This is a genomic window from Acinetobacter sp. ANC 4169, from assembly GCF_002135355.1.
In the GTDB taxonomy this organism is placed as follows: domain Bacteria; phylum Pseudomonadota; class Gammaproteobacteria; order Pseudomonadales; family Moraxellaceae; genus Acinetobacter.
The window spans coordinates 130,952-154,387 of the sequence record NZ_NEGE01000004.1 but is presented as its reverse complement, the minus strand read 5'-3'; the positions used below and the strand labels follow the sequence as shown (position 1 = coordinate 154,387).

The window sequence follows — 23,436 nt, the reverse complement described above, 5'->3', positions numbered from 1 at the left end:
GATTGATAGGCAGGTGTAGCGGATAAATAAACCGACTGCACCTACCCACGGAGAGAGACATGGCAGAGCGCCTAAACAATGACTTTCAATTCCTGGATGTCGCACGCCAAGATCCAGAGAAAAAAGATCTAACTGTCCGCAAAGCAGAGTTTGTGGAAATTTATAAACCTTTTACAGCGGAAATTGCGGCAAACCAAACGCATCGCTGTTTAGGCTGTGGTAACCCTTACTGCGAATGGAAATGTCCGGTACATAACTACATTCCAAACTGGTTAAAATTAATTGCTGAAGGTCGCATTTTCCAAGCGGCTGAACTGTGCCATCAAACCAACACACTTCCTGAAGTTTGTGGTCGCGTATGTCCGCAAGACCGTTTGTGTGAAGGGGCGTGTACCCTGAATGATGGTTTTGGTGCAGTGACCATTGGTAATGCCGAAAAATACATTAACGATACCGCTTTTGCTTTGGGCTGGCGTCCAGACATGTCACACGTCAAGTGGACAGATAAAAAAGTCGCGATTATTGGGGCGGGTCCTGCGGGTCTAGGCTGTGCAGATATTCTGGTACGTAATGGTGTAAAACCGGTGGTCTTTGACAAACGTCCTGAAATTGGTGGTCTACTGACTTTTGGTATTCCAGAATTCAAGATGGAAAAAGACGTGATGAAACGTCGCCGTGAAATTTTCACCGGCATGGGCGTTGAATTCCGTTTAAATACTGAAATTGGTACAGATATCACCATTGATCAGCTACTTGCAGACTATGATGCTGTGTTCATGGGTATGGGTACATACACTTACATGAAAGGTGGGTTTGCCGGTGAAGATTTGGATGGGGTTGTCGACGCGCTTGATTTCCTGATTGCCAATGTTAACCGTACCCAAGGTTGGGAAAAAGATCCATCTGAATACATCAGCGTTGAAGGCAAAAAAGTAATTGTGCTTGGCGGTGGTGATACGGCAATGGACTGTAACCGTACTTCAATCCGTCAAGGTGCTGACTCAGTTGTCTGTGCGTACCGTCGTGATGAAGAAAACATGCCGGGTTCACGTCGCGAAGTGAAAAATGCGCGTGAAGAAGGGGTGGAGTTCCAGTTTAACCGTCAACCTATCGAAATCGTTGGTGAAAATGGCAAAGTGACTGGGGTTAAGTTTGTTACTACGCAATTGGGTCAACCTGATAGCCGTGGCCGTCGTAGTCCTGAACCTGTACCGGGTTCTGAAGAAATTCTACCTGCAGATGCCGTACTTCTTGCCTTTGGTTTCCGTACCAGTCCGGCAGATTGGTTCACCGATGTAGAAATCAATCTGGATGGTTCTGGTCGAGTAGTGGCAGCTGAACAGCAAGAGTTCAAATTCCAGACTTCGAATCCTAAAATCTTTGCTGGTGGCGACATGGTTCGTGGTTCTGACCTGGTTGTGACTGCCATCTGGGAAGGTCGTCAGGCTGCTGAAGGTATCCTGGATTATCTAGATGTATAATCTGATTTAAATTTCAGATGAATTTTGAAAAACCCGCTTAGGCGGGTTTTTTATTTTAGAGAAGGTTTATAACTGAAATATGATTTTGTGCAATTCATTAAATACGTAAAAGTTCTCTCTCCTTAGGGAGAGAGTTAGAGAGAGGGGGATTTCAAAAGTAGATTGTGAGTATGTGAAAATACCTTTCACTTGCGGGCTGAAAATATATTCTGAGGATTCTCATCTCCCAAAGGGAGAGGGAACTCTTTACTTTTAAGTATTGGGATTTAATACAGAATGAACCTTTTCGCAAATCCAATAAGCATTCTTGCCATATAGCTATGGAGATTTAGTTTGCATACTTGCTGATAAGCCTATTTATTAAAAAAGGTAACAGCATGACCCAAGTGACGGCAAAAAAATCATATCAAAATCGTCCAAAAGCTATCGGGATTACGGTGCGTAAACCGCAATTTAATCCCAAAGCGATTCGTCGACATTACTTTGCCAATTCACCCATCATGTCGCATTTGCTGACTGCGTTATCTTCCACTTTTCCGATTGGGGAGCAGTTCTTTGTACATAGTGTGCGTAATGTACGCGATAAAGTGAAAGATGAAAAACTTCAGGCACAGATCGCTGCATTTATCGGACAGGAAGCCATGCATTCCAAAGCACATGCAGAGTTTAATGCTGCGTGGCGTCGTGATGATTATCATCTGGATCGTTTTCAAGCCTGGCTGGAGCGTAAAAACAGTTATGTAAAAGGACTGCATCCAAAAATCCAGCTGGCGATTACCTGTGCCTTTGAGCATTTTACCGCTTTGCTTGGTGGATATATTTTGCGACATCCTGAAATTTTGGCGACGATGGATGAAGATACGGTCAAGCTCTGGGTTTGGCATGCAATTGAAGAGATTGAACATCGCGCGGTAGCATTTGATGTTTATCAGGCGGTTTATGGTGATGATAAAATCCGCAAGATGATTATGCGCAGTGTCACCACCGGTTTTGCCAGCTTGACCTTCTATTCAGCCACACGGTTATTTTGGCAAGATAAAAAGCAAAGCCTGCCTAAAGTGGGGGGTAATCTTCTAGGGATCTATTTAATTGGAAAAATGTTCGTACAGTTGTTACCTGAATATTTATCCTATTTTAAAGCCGATTTTCATCCTTCTGAAATTGACTATACAGATATTGTTAATGAGTGGAAGCAGCGACTGGCGACAGAATATTTACATCCAGAATTTCAAAAAGAATTTTCAGCAGTCGCGTATAGCTGATCATAATTTTTGTTGATTAAGCTCGATTGATGATCGGGCTTTTTTATTTTCCCCAGTAAAAGGTTTGAATGCTAAATAAATCAAACAAAACTGAAGGGTAAATATGTTTACAATAAAATTATTTAAACAAATACAAATAAATAATTGAGGAATAGCACAATGAATTTTATGAAAAAAACATTTGTTACTTTGGTGCTGGCCAGTACGCTGACCTTATCAGGCTGTGGCTATAACACTTTACAGGTGAAGGACGAGGCTGTAACCGCTTCTTGGGCAGAAGTGCAGAACCAGTATCAACGCCGTGCAGATTTGGTTCCTAATCTGGTCAATGTCGTCAAAGGCTATGCCACGCATGAAGAGCAGGTATTGACTGAAGTGACTCAGGCACGTGCCAATGTGGCCGGTTTAAAGGTAGATAAAGAAGTATTGGAAGATCCGGCTTTATTCCAGAAGTATCAGGAAGCTCAGGCACAGATGACCACTGCATTGTCACGCTTGATTGCTGTATCTGAAAATTATCCTGACTTAAAGGCGAACGAGCAGTTCCGTGATTTACAGGTACAACTGGAAGGTACTGAAAACCGGATTGCGGTGGCGCGTAACCGTTATATCACCACAGTTCAAGATTTTAATGCTTATTCACGTCAGTTCCCGCAGGTGATGACAGCCAAAGTGATTGGCATGGATCCCAAACCGAATTTCAGTGCCGAGCAGGGTGCACAAACTGCACCTAAGGTGTCATTTAATTAAAAGCGTATTTGAATAGAAAAGGATGCATCTATGCTTGCTCCAGAAAAGAAAAATTCTCTCGCTATTGTTTTGCAACTGCTGATGCTGTGTTGTGTAGTATTGTCTAGCCCATTTGCTTTAGCTGAAGTGGCAACGGCTACAGATAACGAAGAAGCAGTGATTGTGGGGAAAGTTATTCAGGAGCAACAGGCGACCAATCAAAAGCAGCAAACACCTTCACCACCAGCTGAACAAGCCCAGCAAGCTCAAATTGCCAATGATATGGCAGAGGGTGAATCGATACGTGGACTGCCGACTTTAAATGAACCGGTTGTGGATCAGGCAAATTTGCTTAGTGCTGGTGAAAAGCAGGAGATCAGTCAACGGATTCTCAACCTGCATGAACAGGGCAAGGCGCAAATTGGTGTGGTGATTGTCCCGACGACAGGTCAGGAAGATATTTTTGATTTTGCCATGCGGGTGGCTGAAAAATGGCAACTTGGATCTGCCAAGCAAGATAATGGTCTGCTTATGACGATTGCGGTGAATGATCGCCGTATCCAGATTTTAACCGGATATGGGCTGGAAGGTGTACTGCCGGATATAATAGTCAGTCGGATTATTAATCAAAAAATTACACCTTATTTCAAGCAGGCTCAATATGCCCAAGGCATTGATGCAGGTTTGGCCGAGATTGAACGTATTTTAAATATGGATCCTGAAGTTGCAGCGAATGCTGCGCAGGAACTGAAAGAACGGCAAGAAAAAGCCTTGCATGAACAACAGGCGAAAGAGAAAACTTTTAGTACAGCCCTGTTTATTTTAATTGCGGGCATTATAGGTTCGTTTATTGTGGGTAAACCTTTAAGTGCATCTACTGCTGCTGTTGCAGGAACTGTCGCCGGTCTGGTCAATGGCGCAGGTATTGTGACAAGTTTATTGATTGGTGGTGGGATTTTCTTTTTACTGATTACTGCTATTGCACAAACCATTTTCCAGCTTGTACTTTCATCTGCCGGTCGTGGAGGGGGTAGAGGAGGTGGCGGTTTTGGCGGTGGTTATAGCGGCGGTGGTGGCGGCTTTGGCGGGGGAGGCGCATCAGGATCATGGTAACAAAAACAGATACGACAGAGATTGTCACACAACCTAAAACAGCAGAAGTGAATCAGCCCAGTTTTAAGCGCTGGTTGAAGCATTTTTTATATATGCCTGCCACGAAGCGCTATTTTTCCAAACAGGATCAGGCTGCTATCGCGCAAGCGGTGACTGAGGCTGAACAGGGGCATGTTGGTGAAATACAGGTGGTGATAGAAGGTCATTTACCTGTTAATCAAGCTTATTTTCAGAATACTCGCATGCGCGCACGACAGTTGTTCGCTGAACTCGGAGTGTGGGATACTGAATTTAACAGTGGTGTACTTCTTTACATCAATTTATGTGAAAGAAAAGTTGAAATTGTGATTGATCGCGGGATTAAAACTGCTACTCAGCAAATAATCTGGGATGAAATTTGCCAAAATATGATTGCTCAACTGATTGAACAACAGTTTCGCCTGGCTGTGGTGATAGGAGTGAGGCATATTGGTGCAGTGCTCACCCAGTTTTATGCACAATCTGTTAAAGAGCAAAACAACGAGTTAGAAAATAATCCGATTATATTGGACTAGAAAATAGGTGGATTAGTGACACAAAATGTCACTTTTTTACCAAAAAAAACATAAAAACTACGTTGTAACAATTTTATTTTTTTAAAGTGCTGTTTTTTTTATTAATTTTATTATAATCAATCTTGGCACAATTAGTGCTAAATATAAATTAGCTTACAAAGCTTATAAATAAACAAAAAAACATTTGTGGAGAATGTTATGAAATCAATTCAAAAGGGTTTTACTCTTATCGAATTAATGATCGTTGTTGCGATTATCGGTATTTTGGCTGCGATTGCACTTCCTGCTTATCAAGACTATACCATTCGTACCCGTGTGACTGAAGGTTTAACAGTTGCTGGCGATGCACAGAAACAAATTGCGAGTGCTCCAACTTTAGTTGATTTAGGTGTTGTTGTAGATACTTGGAATGCACAAGCTAATAATACTGGTGCAAAATCTAAGTATGTAAATTCAGTGCAAGCTGTAAGAACAACAGGTGTAATTACAATCACTTATAATCCAACAACAGTGGGTGTAGCTGCAGCAGAAAATACTATTGCTTTAAGTCCATATGTACAAACTGGTGCAACTCCTGTTCCAACTTTAGCCGCGGCTTTAGCTGCAGGTACAACAGGTAACGTAGATTGGGCTTGTGCTTCTGCTACAAATGCTACTGCTACTGCTCAAGGTTTAGTTACTCCTACAGCTGGTACATTGCAAGCTAAATATGCACCTTCTCAATGTCGTTAATATTGAGTTAAGCAAAAAACAGCCTTCGGGCTGTTTTTTTGTGTACTAAATCTCATTTTATGAAATAAAATGTGAATAAGTGACAAAATTTGCATTTATAGTTAATTGTTTTTTTATTAAGTAATTGAAAATAATAATTAAAATTTATTGGTATGTTTTTTGAAAAGAAAATGAATAATAACTATATGGGGCGAGCTTATGCAACGCGGATTTACTTTAATTGAGTTAATGATCGTAGTAGCGATTATCGGGCTGCTTGCTGCTATTGCTTTGCCTGCGTATCAGGACTACAGCATACGGACACGTGTACTGGAAGGTATTACTTTAGCGGATAGTGCAAAGGTGAGCATGGCAGCAGAGGCGATAGTGTCCTCTGGTGATCTGGATCGGGTCGCGAAATCATGGAATGCCCAGGCCATAAACAAAGGTGCAAGCAGTAAATATGTAGAGAGTGTGTTAGTTGATCCACAGAGCGGAGAAATCAGTATCATTTTTAAAAGTGCGATGGTAGGTGTGGCTCCCACAGAAAATTTGCTGATTATTAGTCCTTTTGTTAGAGTCAACGGAAATGTAATCAAGCCCTTAAAAAATGCTCTGGCTGCAGGTGAAAGTGGAGTGGTAGATTGGGCATGTTCTTCAAAAACTCAGCAGACCGCAATTTTAAATGGTATGACAGGTGCAACTTTGGGTACAATGCAACCTAGATTTGTTCCTTCTGTTTGTCGTTAATAAATAAAATTTTTTTTGGAAATATGTTTCAGGTAAAACATGAAAACAGCTAAAGCCAGGTTTGTTACTGCACACTTAATCGGTTCTATATGCGTGGGGTGCATAGCTGCAACGATTGTATTTTTTTGCTGGTATCCCTTTCCTCTCAATAAAGCGGTAGGCGTGACTCATATTTTCCTGATGATGCTAGGTATTGATATGGTATTGGGTCCATTTTTTACCTGGCTAGTATATAAAGAAGGGAAAAAAACTCTTAAATTTGATTTAATTGTAATTATATTGATACAAATCATGGCTTTGGCGTATGGTGTATATAAAATTGCCGATGGTCGTCCAGTTTGGTTAGTTTATAATGTTGACCGTTTTGAACTAATTAAAAACAATGAAATTGTGATAGAAAATCCTGAAAAAATTCAGCCCCAGTTTATGCAACCTTCCTGGGTTACACCACAGTTTGTTGCTGCCGAGTTCGCAAAAGATAGGAAACAGAAAAATAAGGAAATGTTTGCGGAAATTGGCTCTGGAATTTCAATAGCACAAAGACCTGAACGTTATGTCCAATTGAAACAGGCAAAATCAAAAATTCAAAGTCGCGTACAAAATTTAGAAGATCTTAAAAAATATAACAACCAAAAACAGGTTGAGAATACTTTGGCGAAATATCCTGAAGCGAACGCTTTTGTACCTTTAAAAGCCACTGCTGTTGATATGACCGTCTTAATCAATAAAGAAAAAGGCGAAGTAGTTAAAATTGTCGACTTAAGACCATGGAAATAAACTTGGTTGTGTAAGAAAGTAGCGGTATAAGCTAAAGTAAAAAGCAGATTATCAATTGATCTGCTTTTTTATTATTATATGCCCATTCTACTTTCACTGATTTAATCATGAAATTCTTGCTCCTTCTCTTAGCCAGTGTCTTTATCTCACTGGCTTGGCTTCTGCCTATCCATTATCGCCCTTGGGTTACCTATACCGGTGAACTGTTTGCCTTTTTATCTCTGTTTGTCCTCGCCGCCATTTATTTAAAAGACAAAATTAAATTACCGGTGATTAGCCTGCCATTATTGCTTCTCGCGATGATCCCGCTGGTTCAATATGGGGTAGGAGAGCTGTTTTTCTTTGATAAAGCCTTTATCTGTACGTTATTTGTCCTTGGTTTTTGGCTGAGCACGGTGGTTGGCTATAACTTATCAAGCGAAAAAACAGACCGTGAAAGTATTTTTACTGGGTTCAGTTACGTGTTTTTAATGGCAGGCACAGCGACAGGTATTATTGCTATCTGCCAATGGACCAATTTAGATGCTCATTTGCCCGGTATGATCAACATCCAGGGCAATACACGTCCATATGCAAACTTTGCCCAACCCAACAATATGGCCACTTTTCTACTTATGTCATTAATGGCATGTTTGTATCTTTATGAAAAGAAAAAAGTCCAAACCAAATGGTTGGTCGCTTGCGCTTTACCTATACTCATAGGCGTGGCTTTAAGTCAGTCGCGTACTTCCTGGGTGGCCTGTCTGTGTATTTTAGCCTATTTGGCTTATCAACAATATCGTGGCTTGATTCGCCTTAAATGGTCTTGGACAATCGGCTGGTTTATTTTATTTGTCGGATTCGTTATGTTGGCGCCAATATTGAGCCAGACTTTGGCGCAACTGACGGATGCAAATATTGTTCAAAGCCGCGATGTAGTACAGCGTGCGACAAGAGGAGATATGTCGCGTCTAGCCATTTGGCAGCAAATGTTGCATGCAATTGCTGACCGTCCATGGTTTGGCTATGGCTGGAACCAAACCAGTGTTGCGTATACCCTTGTTAGTGACCATTTTCAGGGGCCGGTGTGGATTCGAAGCGCACATAATTTTATTCTCGATTTTATCCTTTGGAATGGTGTAATTATTGGTTTGCCATTTTTGGCCTACTTTGGCTATTGGGGTTATCAGCTGAATAAGCGGGTCAATTCGGTAGAATCAGTAATCGGAATTTTGATGGTTGGCGCAGTGCTGATTCATTCAATGCTGGAATTTCCGCAGTACTATGCCTATTTCCTGCTTCCAGTGGGTTTTATCATTGGCTTGATTCAGTCACAACAGAGTGATACCAAGGTCCTGACCCTTTCACCCAATTATATGCGGGTGGCTTATGGCCTATCTTTCTTGCTGCTGATTCTGATCGTGCGGGATTATTCGGTGATGGTCCCTAAACTCAATCAAACGCTACGCTACGAAAAAGCGCCGGAAAAAATTACCAATCAAGATCAGATTTATTTGCTGGAAGAATTTAACCGGCGTATAGACTGGATTCGTATGAATCCCTATAGCAAGGTGAGTGCACAGCAACTTGAAGAAATTAGGGAGATGGTGCTCAATTATCCGACCGCCTATGATCTGCTTAAATATGCCAAAATACTGGCTTTTAATGGCTATGAGCAGGAGGCTAGACATCAGCTCCGGTTATTAAAAAAACTACGTAAAGTTGATCTGGATTACGCCTCATTGGCCCAACCCGTTGCCAAAAAATAGGACGCTTAAAAAGCGAATCTAACAACTAAAAAGCCAGTCAATCGACTGGCTTTTTAAACTTAAATCTGGCTTTGAATATAGTTTTCAATACCCACTTTCTCTACCAGATCAAGCTGGGTGGTGGTCCAGTCTAGATATTCCTCTTCTTTTTCTAGAATTTCCTGAACAAGGTCACGAGTCACATAATCCATTTCCTGCTCGGCCAGGCCGACCGCTTTTTGCAGGGCTTCAATATTTTCGTTGACTTTACGCACATCACAATTCAGTACTTCAACAGTATGCTGACCTATATACAACTTGCCTAAATTTTGTAAGTTAGGCAGGCCTTCAAGGAATAAAATCCGTTCAATAATTTTATCTGCATCTTTCATTTGCTGAATCGATTCTTTGTATTCTGCCGAACCCAGTTGTTCAATTCCCCAATCGTTAAACATGCGTGAGTGCAGGAAATACTGGTTAATGGCAGTCAACTGATGGTAAAGCACCTGGTTTAACTGATTAATGACGTCACGATTGCCTTTCATTGTAAGTTCTCCATCAACAATTTTTGCCTTCACAACGGGTCAGGCAATCAAAAAATTATTATGTCAATTATCTTAAACAAGAAGCAAAACAATGGCGAGTAGTTTATTGAACAGCAAATGAAAATCGCAATCAAGAACGGTAAAAAGCTGCAAGCTAGACAGGGCGCATAAAAAACCCGCCTAGAGTCATAAGCGGGAGAGGAGAAATGATCTTTTGACCATTAAATTTATCATTATGATTATCGGGTTTAAGCCGCTACCGAGATACGGGCTGCAATTTCTGAAAGTTCTTCACTAATGATGGCGCGTGCTTCTGGTGCACAACGACCACAGCAGGTACCTAAATCAAGTAGATCGCGAATTTCACGATAGCTTTCTGCGCCATTTGCGACTGCATCTTTAATATCTTGATCTGTAATACCACGACATAAGCACACGTACATTTGAACTAGCCATAATAAATAGTGAAATGGGATAAGTGATATTATTGATAATTATTATCGTTTGTCAATGAAATTCATTTGAAATATCATTTATTATGATTGAGTTTTTGAATAAAAAAATACCACCTGAGCGGAAATCCGAGTGCTGCTCGGATTCTCGCGCAAGATGAATTGATCATTTAGAACTGAGTTTTGAAACTTGGATATTTAATGAATTTTCTAACTAATTGAAAATTATTTATTAATAATGACGATGCCATCCATTTCCACTAAGGCATCTTTAGGCAAGCTTGCTACCCCTAAGGCTGCACGTGCTGGATAAGGCTGGGCAAAATATTCACCCATAATCTGGTTGACTAACTGGAAGTGTGAAAGATCGGTCAGGAAAATATTCAGTTTGGCGATATCTGCCAATGAGCCACCGGCTGCTTCACAAACGGCCTTTAAATTATCAAATACACGACGAATTTGAGCTTCAATACCTTCAACCAATTCCATACTATAAGGATCTAAACCAATTTGACCTGAAAGGTACAGGGTATTTTCAACTAAAATCGCTTGAGAATATGTACCAATGGCTGCAGGTGCATTTTCAGTATGGATTACTTGGCGTGACATTGATTTCTCCTTATATCATCTTTATACATCATAGCGTATATCAGTCAAAAAAGTTGCATATGATTGAATTAACTTGCTTTAGATGCTTCGGTAATGTTGATTGGCTGGGCTAAACGGGTTATGCGTGGAAAACCAAAGTGCATGCGTAAATCGCGAATAATTTGAGCAATTTGTTTGCGGTTATGTACCACAATGTGGACGTAGGTTTTGCCTTCATGGGCATGAACCATTTCTACACCGGTTTTTTCTTTACGGCACTGATAAATCAGGTCAGAAATTTGTTCATCATTCATTAGCATATCAATACTTAAATAGGCAGTGAAACTAATGTCATTGACATCTTCAGCAGTCCAGTGCAATGGCATAATATTTTCTGGATGCTGATGCTGTTCATGTAAAAGATTATGACAACGAGCACGATGCACAATTAAGCCACGGCGTGAGAGGTGTCCCTGGATCGGATCGCCGAGTACCGGGTTGCAACAATGCGCATATTTGACATCAACACCTTCCGTCCCTTGAATCAGGCGGGTTGAAGGTTGTGGTTCCAGACTTTGACCTTGTGCAAAAAGATGGTTGGCCACCAGTTGTGGAAGTAAGTCTCCCACCGCAATCTGCTCGAATAACTGTTCTTTGGATTCAATATGACGCCATTGCAGGATATCCTGCCAATCTGCTTCAGTTAAGTCTTTTACTGAGTGATTAAAGAGTTTAAGAGCGCGGTTAAGTGCCTGCTGGCCAACTAATTGTTGTTCTTCGATGTCTTGGTCACGCAAAATATTTTGCAAGGCACGACGTGCTTTTTGAGTATTAATAAAGCTCAGCCAATCTGGATTTGGTGTCGCCAAGACATCCGTAATAATCTCAATCACTTGCCCGCTAATAAGTGGTGTTGAAAGAGGGCGGGTTTCCCCGTTGATTTTTGCTCCCACAGCATGGTTGCCTAAAAACAGGCTGGCTGAATAAGCAAAATCGACCGCAGTAGCCCCTTGTGGGAGTTCATGTAAATGACCATGCGGGGTATACACCCAGATTTTTTCCTGGTGTAAATAATCTAATAGATCGCTAAAAGTGGTTTTGGCACATTCACCATCCACCAGCACATTCAGGTTCTGCATAGAGGCCTGAATGGCTGAACGGCAGGCTTGCGGTGCATTTTCACCTAACACCACGCCAAAACGGGCAGCTTTACGCATTAGCTCGGTCTGGATGGTCAATGATAGGGTGGTTTTTTCGCCTTTTAAACGCATCATTAACGACTGGTTGCCGCCAGGTAATGGACGGCGAATATGATCTTCATAATGTAAAATCTGGAAATTTTCGCGCAGGATTTCTGCCAGACGGTCACAGTCGGCAATGCTTTGCAGAATAATCTCAAAAGCATGACTATGGGTCAGCTCCTGTAAATCAATATCGTTTTTTACAAAGTGACGCAGTAATTCAATATTGTTATTTTTCTTTTTAATACGGCCGCCAATCTGGTGCTGTTGCAGTAGTTCAGTGAGATTTTTTTCCCAGATGCTCTGATATTCACAGCGTTTGGGCTTGGTTTGTAATAAGGCATCCTGAACATTGTTAAACATGTCCAGATCAAGATTCTGATAGCACAGATGCTCCAGATTATCGGCCATCTCATTCATGCCGACAATACGCGCCATGGGCACAAAAATATCGAAAGTTTCCTGGGCAATACGCTTACGTTTATCTGGACGTAATGAATCCAGGGTGGTCATGTTGTGATAACGGTCTGCCAGTTTAATAATAATGACACGGGGATCTTGTAAGGTGGCTTGCAGAATTTTACGGAAGGATGCAGCTTTATTATATTCTTTATCACTGGAATGACTGAGTTTGGTGACACCATCGACCAGTTCTGCCACCGTGCGTCCAAATTTTTCCGTGATGTCTTCTTTGTTAAATTCGGTATCTTCAATCACGTCATGCAGCAGGGCGGCCATCAGGGTTTCAGCATCCAGACGCATATGTGAAAGAATGCTGCTGACTGCAATCGGATGCAGGATATAAGGTTCACCGCTTTTACGCGTGATGCCGTCATGGGCAATATCGGCATAATCGCAGGCCACAAGCACGCGCTCGACATCACTTGCACTTAAGTAAGCGTCGATAATAATTTTGAGCTGTTGTTTGGCTTGGCTGACCTGTGGGCCTGGCATATAACACCTTTACTACTTCAGTTTCTACAATTTAAATCGCTAGAGCTTTAATGAAAAGCATATTGCATGACTTGTCAATTTTTTCATTTAAAAAAAAGCAAAAAGATACATCTTAAATAACGTATCTTTATACCTATGTTATAACGTTTATTGGGCAAATATAAAAGTTATGCAATAAAAAAAGCCTAGTTAAAACTAGGCTTTTTCTCAGATATTTTTTCTTATTGGAAAGAAAAGCCATCTAAATTCAGATTGTTTGCAGAAAGTGCCAGGTCAAGGCTAGAAGCTTGATAGTCTTGATCACGTTGTTTCAAGATGTCTTTAGATACATGACCAGCAGCAATTTCACGCAAAGAAACCACAGTCGGTTTATCGTTATCCCATTCTACAGTAGGTTCGATCCCTTGGCGTGCCAATTGACGCGCGCGTTTGCTTGCCACTAGTACAAGCTCAAAGCGGTTGTCTACATGGTCTAAACAATCTTCAACGGTTACGCGTGCCATAAGAATTCTCGTTTGAATATTAAATTTGAACAGACTGGGCAGTATAAAATGCTTTGCCTGTAGACTCAAGTTTTAATCACGGTTCAACAGGAGTAATTAATTTTTCAATCAATTGCTGATGACGAACAGCTTGCTGTGATAACACCAAACGATTGGCAATAATCACGCATTCCAGATCATGCAGTGCTTTATTAAAGTCATCATTAATAATGATATAGTCAAAGTTGCTATATTGCTGCATGTCTTCAACTGCACAGCCTAAACGGCGCTCAATTACTTCCACTGAGTCTGTGCCACGATTAGAAAGACGTTGGCGTAAATCGAACTGGCTAGGTGGGAGAATAAAGATTTGACGTGATTCAGGAAAAAGTTTGCGAACTTGCTGAGCACCTTGCCAGTCAATTTCAAGTAGAACGTCATGCCCCTTGGCAAGTTGTTGTTTTACGGTTGCTTGAGCAGTACCGTAATAATTGCCAAACACTTCTGCATATTCAATAAAACCGCCTTGCTCAACTAGAGCAAGAAAATCTTCTTTTTTTGAAAAATGATAATGCACACCGTCGAGTTCGCCAGGACGTTGGCCGCGCGTGGTGTGAGAAACAGAAACATGTAGATTGGTTACACGGTCAAGCAGGGCTTTAACGAGGGATGTTTTGCCTGTTCCAGATGCAGCAGAAACGACAAACAAGAGACCCGACATGATATTTTTCCTGATATGATAAAATATCTTCTCTATTTTAGAGCAGACGACCCGCAAACAAAATAGCCAAGCGTCTTTTTGTTGGCATTTATTTCAAATTATTCCGCTCAACTTCGGGTGAACATTGAGGATCTTATGGAAATTGTATTGGCCAATCCACGTGGTTTTTGTGCAGGTGTCGACCGAGCAATTGCGATCGTCAATCGGGCACTAGAATGCTTTAATCCACCTATTTATGTGCGTCATGAAGTGGTGCATAACAAGTTTGTGGTGGATGATTTACGTCAGCGTGGCGCAATCTTTGTCGATGAACTGGATGAGGTTCCCGATGATAATATCGTGATCTTTAGTGCCCATGGTGTATCGAAAGCGGTACAACAGGAAGCGGAACGCCGGGGTTTAAAGGTATTTGATGCAACTTGTCCGCTGGTGACCAAGGTGCATATTGAAGTAACCAAATATGCACGTGAAGGTACGGAAGCCATTTTGATTGGCCATGAAGGACATCCCGAAGTGGAAGGCACCATGGGTCAATATGACAAGAAGAATGGCGGTCATATTTATTTGGTGGAAGATGAACAAGATGTAGCTGCTTTAGTGGTACAGCATCCTGAAAAAGTGGCTTTTGTTACCCAAACGACGCTATCCATTGATGATACTGCCAAAGTGATTGATGCCTTGCGTAGCAAATTCCCTTACATTCAGGGACCGCGTAAAGATGATATCTGCTATGCCACTCAAAACCGTCAGGATGCGGTACGTGACCTGGCAACGCAATGTGATGTGGTTTTAGTGGTGGGTTCGCCTAATTCATCCAATTCTAACCGTTTGCGTGAGCTGGCAGAGCGTATGGGCAAACAGGCCTATTTAGTCGATAATGCAGATCAGCTGGAGCAAGCCTGGTTTAATGAAAATACCAAAATTGGGGTGACTGCTGGTGCATCAGCACCCGAGATTTTAATCAAGCAGGTGATTCAGCGTTTACAGGACTGGGGCGCGAAAGCTCCGCAAGAGCTGGCAGGGCGGGAAGAAAATATTACTTTTAGCTTGCCGAAAGAGTTACGTATTCCTGTAACACAAGCTTAAAGCGTGAATGATTTAACATTCTGAAAATTTTTAAAAATTGACAGATAATTGCTTTTTGGCAATTATCTGTTTTTTTATGCCTTTTATCCTTTTGTGTGCTTAATTTGTAATTAAGTTCGATATTATTTTAAATAGGGTAAAGTTTTGTTGCGTTGGGGGGAGTATGCAAAGAAAAGAACAAAGAAAAGAACAAGGATTCACCTTAATTGAACTGATGATAACAATAGCTATATTTGCAATTATTGCAACGATGGCTGCTCCTTCTTTTAGTGACATGATGTTAAGTCAAAACTTAAATAAAAGTACACAAGATTTAATTTTGACTTTAAACGAAGCGCGTTCCCAAGCAGTCACTAAGCGTATGCCGATCGAAATTTATATAGCAGCTGAAAATAAAGATTATAAAGATATAGTTGATAATAAGTTAACAGCCGTTCAAAGAGATAATCTAACAAGAAAAACGTTTTTTCTTTGGAAACCTGAAGGTAAAGCACAATTAAAAACAGGAGTACCTATTTCACTACTATTTGATTTCAATGGAGGCGTTTGTATTTCAGATTCAGGTAATCCAGCAAAGTGTTTAAGACCACTTGATCAGAATACTGATGTATTTCAGATTTGTAATAAATCAGGCGGTACAAAATCGAAAACAGTAAGTCTTTCTAGAATGGGAACAATTCAGCAGATCACAGAGGGGACTTGCTAGTGAAATCAATGACAACACAGAAAGGCGTCGGCTTGGTTGAAATTCTTGTAGCTCTATTAATATTGGCAATAGGCGTACTCGGTTTTGTCGCATTGCAATATCGTGCAGTAGAAGCAACTTCTGAGGCCAGTTCACGTGTACAGGCAATTAGTATAGCGAGAGATCTGGCTGAAAGAATACGAGTTAATCGTTTTGCTGTGACAACGTATGAATCTGAAATTAAAACTCCTGCAAATCAAAAGGCATATAAAACGAATTGTTTTACTTCTAATTGTTCTGAAACAGATCTTGCAGATTTTGATGTAGCTCAAGTCACGAATAGGGCTGCCTCTTTTGGTATGACCATGAATATTATGAATTGTCAGGGAAATAATAATAATCGTAGTTGTGTATATGTTGCTTGGGGAGATTCGAGCGCTACCAATGGAACAGGAACAGGAGATTGTACAAATGGTAATGCTTATAATCCTGCCTCAACCTGCGTGATTATGGAGGCGTATTAAAATGATCAGACAATCAGGTTTTACTTTAATTGAGCTGATGCTTTCTTTAACATTAGGTTTGATTATTACTGCAGCTGCGATTCTATTGTTTTTAACAAGTCAAAGAAGCTTGTCCATGCAGCAAGGTATGTCTGATATTCAAGATAATGCAAATTTCGGCTTAAATTATTTAACTAAAGATATTCGAATAACAAACCTAAATAATCAAAAATCAATTGTAAATGATGAAACGGCATTTGGTGGAATTGTCCTTACTTCTTCAGTAAATGCAACTAAAGATACAAAAACTACTCCTGCTACACCTTTAAGTAATTTTGCTAATACTATTGTAGGTAATACGGCTGCAGTCAATTTACTTTCGAGAAGTAATGGTATGTCGGTAAGTACAGCTCCGGCTTGGTCTGGGGCATCAAATGTTCAAGTTAATGGTTCGGATATATCTAGTGACCAACTGGTAATTCAATATATTCCTCAATACATTATAGATCAAAAAAATACGCCCACCGATACGAGTGATGACGTTTTATTTGGTGGCTTTGATTGTGAAGGTAATCGCTTAGAATTTCTATTAAATGATCCTAAGCCTACAGAACCAGATCCAACAAAAAAAGCTGCATTTGGCCCACAAGTCATTGTTCAACGTTATTTTTTACGTGCAGATACGAACAATCAGAAAACTGAACCTAACCAGCCTTTGGCACTTGCCTGTGATGCAGGATTCTATTCAACTACAGGTAATCCTGCTGCTATCACCAGATATGGGGATGCAGGTGAAATTATGATGAAACGAGTTGACCATTTTCGTGTGCTATTGGGTGTTCAAAATGGTACCCAGCATAGATATGTATCGATAAATGATTATATGGGCCTAGCTGCGCCAAGACCACGAATAACTTCACTACAGATTGGATTATTAACCCGTTCTTCTCAAAGTGTCGGAAATGATTCTTTGATTAAAAGCGATCAAGACTTTGTTGTGTTAGATCAAACTGTAAAAGTGAAGAAACCTGCCACAGCAACAAAATACGTGCGTCAAGTTATTTCACAAACGGTGGCTTTAAGAAACTCTATAGGGGAGCGCGGAAAATGAGAAAAACTCAATCGGGAGCCGCCTTGATCGTGGTACTTGTTTTTCTTGTGGCTATTACGGTGATTGGAACCATTGCGATTCGTCAAAGTATGGTGGGCTTAAGTATTGCAACAAACAGTCAGGTTCAGCAGTTATTAACTCAGAACTCGGATTCAGCATTTTTTAGTACAGAAGATATTAATAATTTAGCTCAAGCCTTGAGTGGAAGTGGCATGTTTGGCTATGTGAGTAATGCTAACGATAAAAATAAGGAGCTAGTCTTTTGTTATCGAGGAGACCAGACTGACTTCTTTGATATTGGTCGAGCAAATATCATTGAGTGGGAGCCTGCTGGGACGAAACCAACAAATAATAACTTCGGTGTAAATGGGTATTGTGATGCTACTCAAAGTAGCAGTAACAACTGGTTTACCAGTGGACGACGGGCAGTGATGACCCAAGTTTCAGTCAAATTTTCAACGGCTGAAGAGCTGGATCCTTTTTACGACCGAACGCGAGCTACAGATACCAAAACAGGGCAAGTCGAAGAGGCTAAAAGGGTAAAAATATTTTCAGTTTCTCTTATGCCTGCACTTACAAATGCTTCTCGTACGGATATTAATACCTGTCTTCAATCTCATATGAATGAGGTCACTATACCTAGTGATACCACAAAACCAACAGTTCCTTCAGAAACAGCTGTTAAGGATAATCCATTAACGAGTGTAACCGATTGTTTAACCAGTTTAAATGTACCTTTCACAACTCAGGTGAGTGAGTACACCATTGCGCAGAACTTTACATAATGGGAGAAGGGGAAATGAAGAGATTAAATAATAAAATGAAGTTTAAAGAATTTAGTCAAAATTTATTGGCAACAACAACGACTGCATTTTGTACAGGTCTTATTATTAGCAGCACTGTTCAGGCTAGTGATATTGATATTTATCAGCAAGCAAAGTCGGGTGACATTACACTTATGCTTATGCTGGATATTTCTGGAAGTATGGATACCCGATCAATTAGTAATGACTATGGAATTAGTAATAACTGTACTACAGATACGGCTCCTGGTGGCTATACGCGTAATTACTGTTCCATTAGTGCAAGCAGTGCTTCAGCCACAGTAAAAAATACAAAAACTGGATGTACCTTAGTAGGTACTTCTTACCGTTGCTATGATCGGATTTCAAGACTTAAAGATGGTGTTTTTGATCTTTTACAGGGGAATACAACTAAAGGAATAACTAAGCTTGATGATCGGAAAATTATTGGGCTTTCAACACTTGGGGTTTATACCAGCAGATACTATGATACGGGACGCGTGTTAGTACCAGCACGAGCTTTAGGGGTTGACGTAGGAAGTCAAAAACAACGAGATATTTTATTAAGTTACGTCAAAGGACTTTCAGCATCTACCAATACACCAACAGCTCGATCTTATGCTGAAACTGTATCATATTTAATGGGTACTACAACTGCCTCAAGACAGCGAACTGTAGCTGATATGCCTTATTATCGATCGTACGAGTATAGATCTAAGACGACTAATCCCTGGGTGCAATATGTGAGTAAGTGTACAGCATGGAATACGAGTTATTCTACGTGTAATACATGGAGTAGTTTTTCTAGTGCGGAAAGCTTACCAGAACTAAATGATTCTATTAACAGTTCCGCGTGTGCCATTAGTACTTCAGGTAGCTCTTATCAAAATAAAACTTGTTATAATTATACAGGGGTAATTGATATCGCGAATAGTAATTCTGGTTTTACTTATTCGACAACCGATACGAAAAATGTAGATCAAACTTTATATAGTTCACCAGCTTCTTTAACTCAAGAAGAAGATATTAAAAAATGTAGTGGGCAAGGTGTTTATGTTCTGACTGATGGTGATCCATCAGAAGATACTAACTCATTACCTCTAATGCAGGGTGCATTAGGTTTGCAGGGACAAAATTTCACTTGTGATAACAGTAGTTATGATTGTCTGAATAAATTAGCTTTAGTTTTACTTGATCCTACTAAAAACCCGGCAAACATAAAATTTAAAACAGCAGTTGTAGGATTTGGAAGTAGCTTTAATAATGTTGCTTCTTTTAGTAAAAATTTAACCCAAGAACAGAATATTGCTAATTTAGGTACAATTGATACTAATGTAAAACGAGCTGCTTATTGGGGAATTATTGGTGAGGGGGGATGGTACTCGGGAGCGAGTTCACAGGACGTTGTGGATAGTGTGAATGAATTTATCAGTAGTTTGAGTGCAGATATCCCTGCAGTTACTACAGGTTCACCAACAGTACCTAAAGACAGTCTTAATCCATCAGTTTTACAAAAAGAAGCTTATTATCCTCAATTTCAACCCACACCTGATAAAACCTATCAACTTTGGGCGGGTAATCTTAAGAAATACAATGTGATTGAAGGGGTGTTAAGAGACAAAGGTAGTAATAAAATTGTCGATAATAAAGGCCGTATTATTGATAACTATGACCTATGGGCACCTGCTGTTGATGCAAGTGTTAAGGATGCAGATGAGACCACTTATGGTAGTACCAAATTTGCATTAATGGGTGGGGTAAAGTCACAACTTAAATTACGTACCGAAGCAAACACACAAAATCGTAAGCTGCTTACAAATCGTATAGCAAATGGTACTGGAGCCACAGCAACTTTTGGCAGTAGCACAACTTTACGTCAAGTCAGAGTTACAGATTTAACCGATACGACTTATAAAAATGATTCGAACCGCGGTTACCTCATCAGTTTGTTAGGTTATGGTGTAGATGCAGCTAATCCAACAGCGATTAATTTGACAACAGCGCCAGAATTACGTCAGGTTGGTGCGGTCATGCATTCCTCACCTTTACTGGTCACTAATAAAGGTAAAATTACATATACAAATAATATTTTAGGTTCTACAAATCGTGAGGATTATGTTTTATTTGGTACGACTCAAGGACTTTTACATGCGGTAGATGCAAAAACAGGTAAAGAGAAATTTGCATTTGTACCCAATGAAATGGTCGAAAACCAAAAAGAGGCATTCCTGAAATATGACAGTACAACTGGTGGTTTAAATAAACTGTATTACGGTATAGATGCTCCATGGACCACTTATACTGAATATGTGGTTGATAGCTCAAATAACTTGACGGTCGGTACCGGTCGGAACTTGCAAAAAGGTAAACAGATCGCTTATGGCGGTTTGCGTATGGGAGGACGTAGTTATTATGCTTTAGATCTAGCAGATATGAATAACCCTAAACTGCTATTTCAAATTTCTCCTTCAGATCAAAAAGTGTATTACAACGGAAGCAGTAAATCAGTACCTGCCTTACAATATATGGGACAAAGTTGGTCTAAACCCGCCATTGCCTGGGTGAAATGGGGTAAGAGCCGCAAACGTGTCATGTTTGTAGGTGGTGGATATGATGCAGGGGGCGACGATGGCGATGCTCGTACCAATGGTGTTAAAGGTCCATATGCGGGTTATGAAAGTGATACATATAATCAAACCAATGCCAAAGGTGGCGGTGTTTATATGTTCGATGCCGACACCGGTGATTTGCTGTGGTGGGCGAGTAAAAATGCAACGACAACAACTAGTGGTGTAATTGGATTAAATGATGCCAATTTAAAATATAGCGTAGTCAGCGAAATACGCACTGAAGATAGAAATGCTGATGGTTTGGTTGATCATCTTTATTTTGGTGATTTGGGTGGTCAATTGTTCCGTATTGATCTTGATAATAATGCAGCAACACTAGGTGCATTTGCAAAGACTCCGAGATTGTTACTGAGTTTAAATGCTGCTGAAAAAAGCCCAAGATTTTACGAAATGCCAGGTTTCTCTATCTATGATTATGCAGGAAAAACCTTTGCTGCAATTTCTATTGGAACGGGTAACCGGAGTCAACCTTTAAAAGATTATACGGTAGGAACTTCTGGCTATGATTATGATGCAGTTTATAATATTTATGACAAAGATGTGACGCGTAAAGATTTATATACTGCTACTACCTTTACCAAGACATTAACAAAAGCTGATTTAGGTGAAATTACTCAAACCAATCGCAATGATGCTACAACACTTGTTGCACCGTATACGAGTTACGGGTGGTTCTATCGTTTTAAATCGTCAGGTTCAGCTGCGAAACTACAAAGTGCGAAGGTCTTCGCTACTCCTATCGTTCTAAATTCAAGAATGTTTGTTTCAATATTTGATGGTAGTAAGCCGGGTTTATCGGGCGACTGTGGTGCTGGGGTTAAAGGTGAAAGTTTCTTACAGCAGTTCTGTATGCCATATGGCCAATGTGTTCCAGTAGGTGGAACACCACCAGAATGTACATCACCAGATGGTTGTTCAACGGGCTCAGGTATTCAAACGACAACTATCGTTGATGATAAGAAATGTAACCCTGCGGTTGAAACGTGCGAGGACTTTCCAAATCCAAATCCAAATCCAAATCCTGAGCCTGATCCAACTAAGAACTATTGTATATCTACAGGGAATCGGGGCGCGACTACCATATCCGGTATTATCTCGGCAGGTAGCAGTAAAATTTGTCTGGTACCACAACGCTGGTATGAGTTCTCTGGTCTTAGATAAGGGTGATACATGATTAATTTTAAAAAAAAGCATCCTGTATCTGGTTTTACACTCATTGAGTTAATGATCGTGGTTGTAATAGTCGCAATTTTTGCGGCTATTGCTATCCCCGGTTATCAGGAATATGCACGACGTACATTTGCTACCCAGACTCAACAGGAAATTCAACAGCTAGCAAATTTACTGGAAAGAAATAAAACACGTAATTTTAATTATTTGGGTTTTTCAACAACACCTGATCCATTTATATTACCCATTGGGGCTACAGGCAGTGCTATTAAATATAGAATTACTGTACGAGATGGAGAAAATACTACAAGAACTCTGACCAATAATGCTGCTGCTGGGCAGAGCTGGGTAATTCGTGCTGAAAGCACTGATCCAAAAAACTATAGTTTTTTGATGACGAGTGCAGGTTTACGTTGTAAAAATAAAACGGTAGCAAATATTACTGCAACAAGTATTACAGATGCTACCTGTGGAACACTTGCGACAGGACGTGAAGAATGGTGAAAAATCTAAAAGGCTTCACTCTCATTGAGCTCATGATTGTGGTAGCTATTATTGGTATCATTGCAATGATTGCATATCCTACATATCAAGATTCAGTGCGTAAGACCAAGAGAACAGATGCTCAGGCTTCAATGCTGCAAATTGCGGGGCAATTACAGCGTTATAAGATTGCAAACTTTACTTTTTTTAAGGCTGGAACTACAACACCAATAACATTGGCAGATGCGGGAATACCTTCAGTATTACCTACATCATCTTCACCATTGTACAATTTAACCTTAAGCAATGTGAATGCTGGAACATGGACTTTGACGGCAACCCCAAAGTCTGGATCGGCACAATTGGGAGATGGCCATATTGTTATTAATCATCGTGGAGAACGTTGTTGGACCAAAGGTAGCGATAAAAATGGTGGAGTAGCTTGCGTCCCTTCAGCCACCTCAAATTGGGATGGCAGATAAATCTAAATTCAAAATTGTGGATAAACACTTTTTGATCTTTCCCTTTAGGCGAATATATCGTAAAATATTCGCCTTTTTAGTTCATTCGAACTTAAAAAGCTTTTTTAACATGTGAGAGTATTAACATGGTCGTAATTCGTCTAGCACGCGGTGGTGCTAAAAAACGTCCGTTCTATCAAGTTATTGTAACTGATAGCCGCAATGCGCGTGACGGTCGTTTCATCGAACGTATTGGTTTCTTTAACCCTACAGCTCAAGGTAAAGCAGAAAAACTTCGTTTAGATGCTGATCGTTTTGCTCATTGGGTTGCTCAAGGCGCTCAACCGTCTGAACGTGTTGCTTCTTTAGCTGCTCAAGCTAAAAAAGCTGCAGCTGCTGCTTAATTGTAGTAGGTAG

24 protein-coding genes are annotated in these 23,436 nt (G+C 40.4%); 18 read left to right on the top strand and 6 right to left on the bottom strand.

All coding sequences use genetic code 11. The annotated features are described in order from the left end of the window. The first annotated feature begins 59 nt into the window (after positions 1-59). The 9 genes from B9T26_RS04745 (at position 60) to B9T26_RS04705 (ending at position 9,125) form a co-directional block, all read left to right on the top strand. Positions 60-1,481, top strand: a complete 1,422-nt coding sequence (locus tag B9T26_RS04745) for an FAD-dependent oxidoreductase (protein WP_086198614.1) — start codon at positions 60-62, stop codon at positions 1,479-1,481. Positions 1,482-1,858: 377 nt separating this feature from the next. Next, a complete protein-coding gene (locus B9T26_RS04740; RefSeq protein ID WP_086198613.1) occupies positions 1,859-2,743 on the top strand; it encodes a metal-dependent hydrolase in 885 nt (294 codons plus the stop codon). Between the two features lie 159 nt (positions 2,744-2,902). Next, positions 2,903-3,493, top strand: a complete 591-nt coding sequence (locus B9T26_RS04735; RefSeq protein WP_086198612.1) for a LemA family protein — start codon at positions 2,903-2,905, stop codon at positions 3,491-3,493. A 30-nt stretch (positions 3,494-3,523) separates the two neighbouring features. Further along, entirely contained in the window at positions 3,524-4,585 is a 1,062-nt protein-coding gene (locus B9T26_RS04730; protein ID WP_086198611.1) for a TPM domain-containing protein, read from the top strand. Further along, entirely contained in the window at positions 4,579-5,139 is a 561-nt protein-coding gene (locus B9T26_RS04725) for a TPM domain-containing protein (RefSeq protein ID WP_086198610.1), read from the top strand. The genes B9T26_RS04730 and B9T26_RS04725 overlap by 7 nt, the downstream gene beginning before the upstream one ends. Positions 5,140-5,337: 198 nt before the next feature. Beyond that, complete coding sequence (locus B9T26_RS04720; protein ID WP_086198609.1) at positions 5,338-5,871, top strand: pilin; 534 nt, start codon at positions 5,338-5,340, stop codon at positions 5,869-5,871. Between the two features lie 198 nt (positions 5,872-6,069). Continuing rightward, positions 6,070-6,600 carry a pilin gene (locus B9T26_RS04715; RefSeq protein ID WP_086198608.1) on the top strand — a complete coding sequence of 177 codons (531 nt, stop codon included), beginning with the start codon at positions 6,070-6,072 and terminating at the stop codon, positions 6,598-6,600. A gap of 39 nt (positions 6,601-6,639) precedes the next feature. Then, positions 6,640-7,377 (top strand): TfpX/TfpZ family type IV pilin accessory protein, encoded by a 738-nt coding sequence (gene tfpZ, locus B9T26_RS04710; RefSeq protein ID WP_086198607.1) that lies wholly within the window; start codon positions 6,640-6,642, stop codon positions 7,375-7,377. Between the two features lie 107 nt (positions 7,378-7,484). After that, entirely contained in the window at positions 7,485-9,125 is a 1,641-nt protein-coding gene (locus B9T26_RS04705) for a PglL family O-oligosaccharyltransferase (RefSeq protein WP_086198606.1), read from the top strand. Positions 9,126-9,184: 59 nt separating this feature from the next. Here the strand turns inward: B9T26_RS04705 and bfr are convergent, their stop codons facing one another. The 6 genes from bfr to gmk all read right to left on the bottom strand — a co-directional run bounded on the left by bfr (position 9,185) and on the right by gmk (position 14,087). Beyond that, positions 9,185-9,649: a heteropolymeric bacterioferritin subunit Bfr gene (gene bfr, locus B9T26_RS04700; RefSeq protein ID WP_086198605.1), complete on the bottom strand. Its 465-nt coding sequence runs from the start codon at positions 9,647-9,649 to the stop codon at positions 9,185-9,187. A 248-nt stretch (positions 9,650-9,897) separates the two neighbouring features. Continuing rightward, complete coding sequence (locus tag B9T26_RS04695) at positions 9,898-10,092, bottom strand: bacterioferritin-associated ferredoxin (protein WP_086174534.1); 195 nt, start codon at positions 10,090-10,092, stop codon at positions 9,898-9,900. Between the two features lie 234 nt (positions 10,093-10,326). Continuing rightward, entirely contained in the window at positions 10,327-10,710 is a 384-nt protein-coding gene (locus B9T26_RS04690; protein WP_086174533.1) for a RidA family protein, read from the bottom strand. Between the two features lie 68 nt (positions 10,711-10,778). After that, on the bottom strand, positions 10,779-12,884 hold the full coding sequence (locus B9T26_RS04685; RefSeq protein ID WP_086198604.1) for a RelA/SpoT family protein: 2,106 nt from the start codon (positions 12,882-12,884) through the stop codon (positions 10,779-10,781). A gap of 221 nt (positions 12,885-13,105) precedes the next feature. Continuing rightward, complete coding sequence (gene rpoZ / locus B9T26_RS04680; protein WP_086174531.1) at positions 13,106-13,387, bottom strand: DNA-directed RNA polymerase subunit omega; 282 nt, start codon at positions 13,385-13,387, stop codon at positions 13,106-13,108. A gap of 76 nt (positions 13,388-13,463) precedes the next feature. Then, positions 13,464-14,087, bottom strand: coding sequence for a guanylate kinase (gene gmk / locus B9T26_RS04675; protein ID WP_086198603.1), 624 nt, complete (start codon positions 14,085-14,087; stop codon positions 13,464-13,466). Positions 14,088-14,222: 135 nt separating this feature from the next. Between gmk and ispH the strand changes: the two genes are divergently transcribed. The 9 genes from ispH to rpsP all read left to right on the top strand — a co-directional run bounded on the left by ispH (position 14,223) and on the right by rpsP (position 23,423). Next, entirely contained in the window at positions 14,223-15,173 is a 951-nt protein-coding gene (gene ispH / locus B9T26_RS04670; protein ID WP_086198602.1) for a 4-hydroxy-3-methylbut-2-enyl diphosphate reductase, read from the top strand. 163 nt (positions 15,174-15,336) lie between these two features. Further along, positions 15,337-15,879 (top strand): Tfp pilus assembly protein FimT/FimU, encoded by a 543-nt coding sequence (locus B9T26_RS04665; RefSeq protein ID WP_086198601.1) that lies wholly within the window; start codon positions 15,337-15,339, stop codon positions 15,877-15,879. Between the two features lie 8 nt (positions 15,880-15,887). Continuing rightward, positions 15,888-16,382 (top strand): type IV pilus modification protein PilV, encoded by a 495-nt coding sequence (pilV, locus tag B9T26_RS04660; RefSeq protein WP_413772759.1) that lies wholly within the window; start codon positions 15,888-15,890, stop codon positions 16,380-16,382. 1 nt (position 16,383) lies between these two features. Further along, a complete protein-coding gene (locus B9T26_RS04655) occupies positions 16,384-17,472 on the top strand; it encodes a PilW family protein (protein ID WP_086198599.1) in 1,089 nt (362 codons plus the stop codon). Beyond that, a complete protein-coding gene (locus B9T26_RS04650; RefSeq protein WP_086198598.1) occupies positions 17,469-18,257 on the top strand; it encodes a pilus assembly PilX N-terminal domain-containing protein in 789 nt (262 codons plus the stop codon). The genes B9T26_RS04655 and B9T26_RS04650 overlap by 4 nt, the downstream gene beginning before the upstream one ends. Before the next feature lie 14 nt (positions 18,258-18,271). Continuing rightward, complete coding sequence (locus B9T26_RS04645; protein WP_086198655.1) at positions 18,272-22,066, top strand: PilC/PilY family type IV pilus protein; 3,795 nt, start codon at positions 18,272-18,274, stop codon at positions 22,064-22,066. Between the two features lie 9 nt (positions 22,067-22,075). Next, a complete protein-coding gene (locus tag B9T26_RS04640; protein WP_086198597.1) occupies positions 22,076-22,579 on the top strand; it encodes a type IV pilin protein in 504 nt (167 codons plus the stop codon). Continuing rightward, complete coding sequence (locus tag B9T26_RS04635; RefSeq protein ID WP_086198596.1) at positions 22,573-23,040, top strand: type IV pilin protein; 468 nt, start codon at positions 22,573-22,575, stop codon at positions 23,038-23,040. The genes B9T26_RS04640 and B9T26_RS04635 overlap by 7 nt, the downstream gene beginning before the upstream one ends. A gap of 125 nt (positions 23,041-23,165) precedes the next feature. Beyond that, complete coding sequence (gene rpsP / locus B9T26_RS04630) at positions 23,166-23,423, top strand: 30S ribosomal protein S16 (RefSeq protein WP_068912833.1); 258 nt, start codon at positions 23,166-23,168, stop codon at positions 23,421-23,423. The last annotated feature ends 13 nt before the right edge of the window (positions 23,424-23,436 follow it).

Coding starts and splice junctions, on each gene's coding strand:
- rpoZ (WP_086174531.1), bottom strand. CDS start 13,387: ATGGCACGCGTAACCGTTGAAGATTGTTTAGACCATGTAGACAACCGC.
- gmk (WP_086198603.1), bottom strand. CDS start 14,087: ATGTCGGGTCTCTTGTTTGTCGTTTCTGCTGCATCTGGAACAGGCAAA.
- B9T26_RS04635 (WP_086198596.1), top strand. CDS start 22,573: ATGGTGAAAAATCTAAAAGGCTTCACTCTCATTGAGCTCATGATTGTG.
- rpsP (WP_068912833.1), top strand. CDS start 23,166: ATGGTCGTAATTCGTCTAGCACGCGGTGGTGCTAAAAAACGTCCGTTC.
- B9T26_RS04640 (WP_086198597.1), top strand. CDS start 22,076: ATGATTAATTTTAAAAAAAAGCATCCTGTATCTGGTTTTACACTCATT.
- B9T26_RS04665 (WP_086198601.1), top strand. CDS start 15,337: ATGCAAAGAAAAGAACAAAGAAAAGAACAAGGATTCACCTTAATTGAA.
- B9T26_RS04650 (WP_086198598.1), top strand. CDS start 17,469: ATGAGAAAAACTCAATCGGGAGCCGCCTTGATCGTGGTACTTGTTTTT.
- B9T26_RS04720 (WP_086198609.1), top strand. CDS start 5,338: ATGAAATCAATTCAAAAGGGTTTTACTCTTATCGAATTAATGATCGTT.
- B9T26_RS04705 (WP_086198606.1), top strand. CDS start 7,485: ATGAAATTCTTGCTCCTTCTCTTAGCCAGTGTCTTTATCTCACTGGCT.
- ispH (WP_086198602.1), top strand. CDS start 14,223: ATGGAAATTGTATTGGCCAATCCACGTGGTTTTTGTGCAGGTGTCGAC.
- B9T26_RS04735 (WP_086198612.1), top strand. CDS start 2,903: ATGAATTTTATGAAAAAAACATTTGTTACTTTGGTGCTGGCCAGTACG.
- B9T26_RS04690 (WP_086174533.1), bottom strand. CDS start 10,710: ATGTCACGCCAAGTAATCCATACTGAAAATGCACCTGCAGCCATTGGT.
- B9T26_RS04740 (WP_086198613.1), top strand. CDS start 1,859: ATGACCCAAGTGACGGCAAAAAAATCATATCAAAATCGTCCAAAAGCT.
- B9T26_RS04655 (WP_086198599.1), top strand. CDS start 16,384: ATGATCAGACAATCAGGTTTTACTTTAATTGAGCTGATGCTTTCTTTA.
- B9T26_RS04685 (WP_086198604.1), bottom strand. CDS start 12,884: ATGCCAGGCCCACAGGTCAGCCAAGCCAAACAACAGCTCAAAATTATT.
- B9T26_RS04730 (WP_086198611.1), top strand. CDS start 3,524: ATGCTTGCTCCAGAAAAGAAAAATTCTCTCGCTATTGTTTTGCAACTG.
- tfpZ (WP_086198607.1), top strand. CDS start 6,640: ATGAAAACAGCTAAAGCCAGGTTTGTTACTGCACACTTAATCGGTTCT.
- B9T26_RS04715 (WP_086198608.1), top strand. CDS start 6,070: ATGCAACGCGGATTTACTTTAATTGAGTTAATGATCGTAGTAGCGATT.
- B9T26_RS04745 (WP_086198614.1), top strand. CDS start 60: ATGGCAGAGCGCCTAAACAATGACTTTCAATTCCTGGATGTCGCACGC.
- bfr (WP_086198605.1), bottom strand. CDS start 9,649: ATGAAAGGCAATCGTGACGTCATTAATCAGTTAAACCAGGTGCTTTAC.
- B9T26_RS04725 (WP_086198610.1), top strand. CDS start 4,579: ATGGTAACAAAAACAGATACGACAGAGATTGTCACACAACCTAAAACA.
- pilV (WP_413772759.1), top strand. CDS start 15,888: ATGACAACACAGAAAGGCGTCGGCTTGGTTGAAATTCTTGTAGCTCTA.
- B9T26_RS04695 (WP_086174534.1), bottom strand. CDS start 10,092: ATGTACGTGTGCTTATGTCGTGGTATTACAGATCAAGATATTAAAGAT.
- B9T26_RS04645 (WP_086198655.1), top strand. CDS start 18,272: ATGAAGAGATTAAATAATAAAATGAAGTTTAAAGAATTTAGTCAAAAT.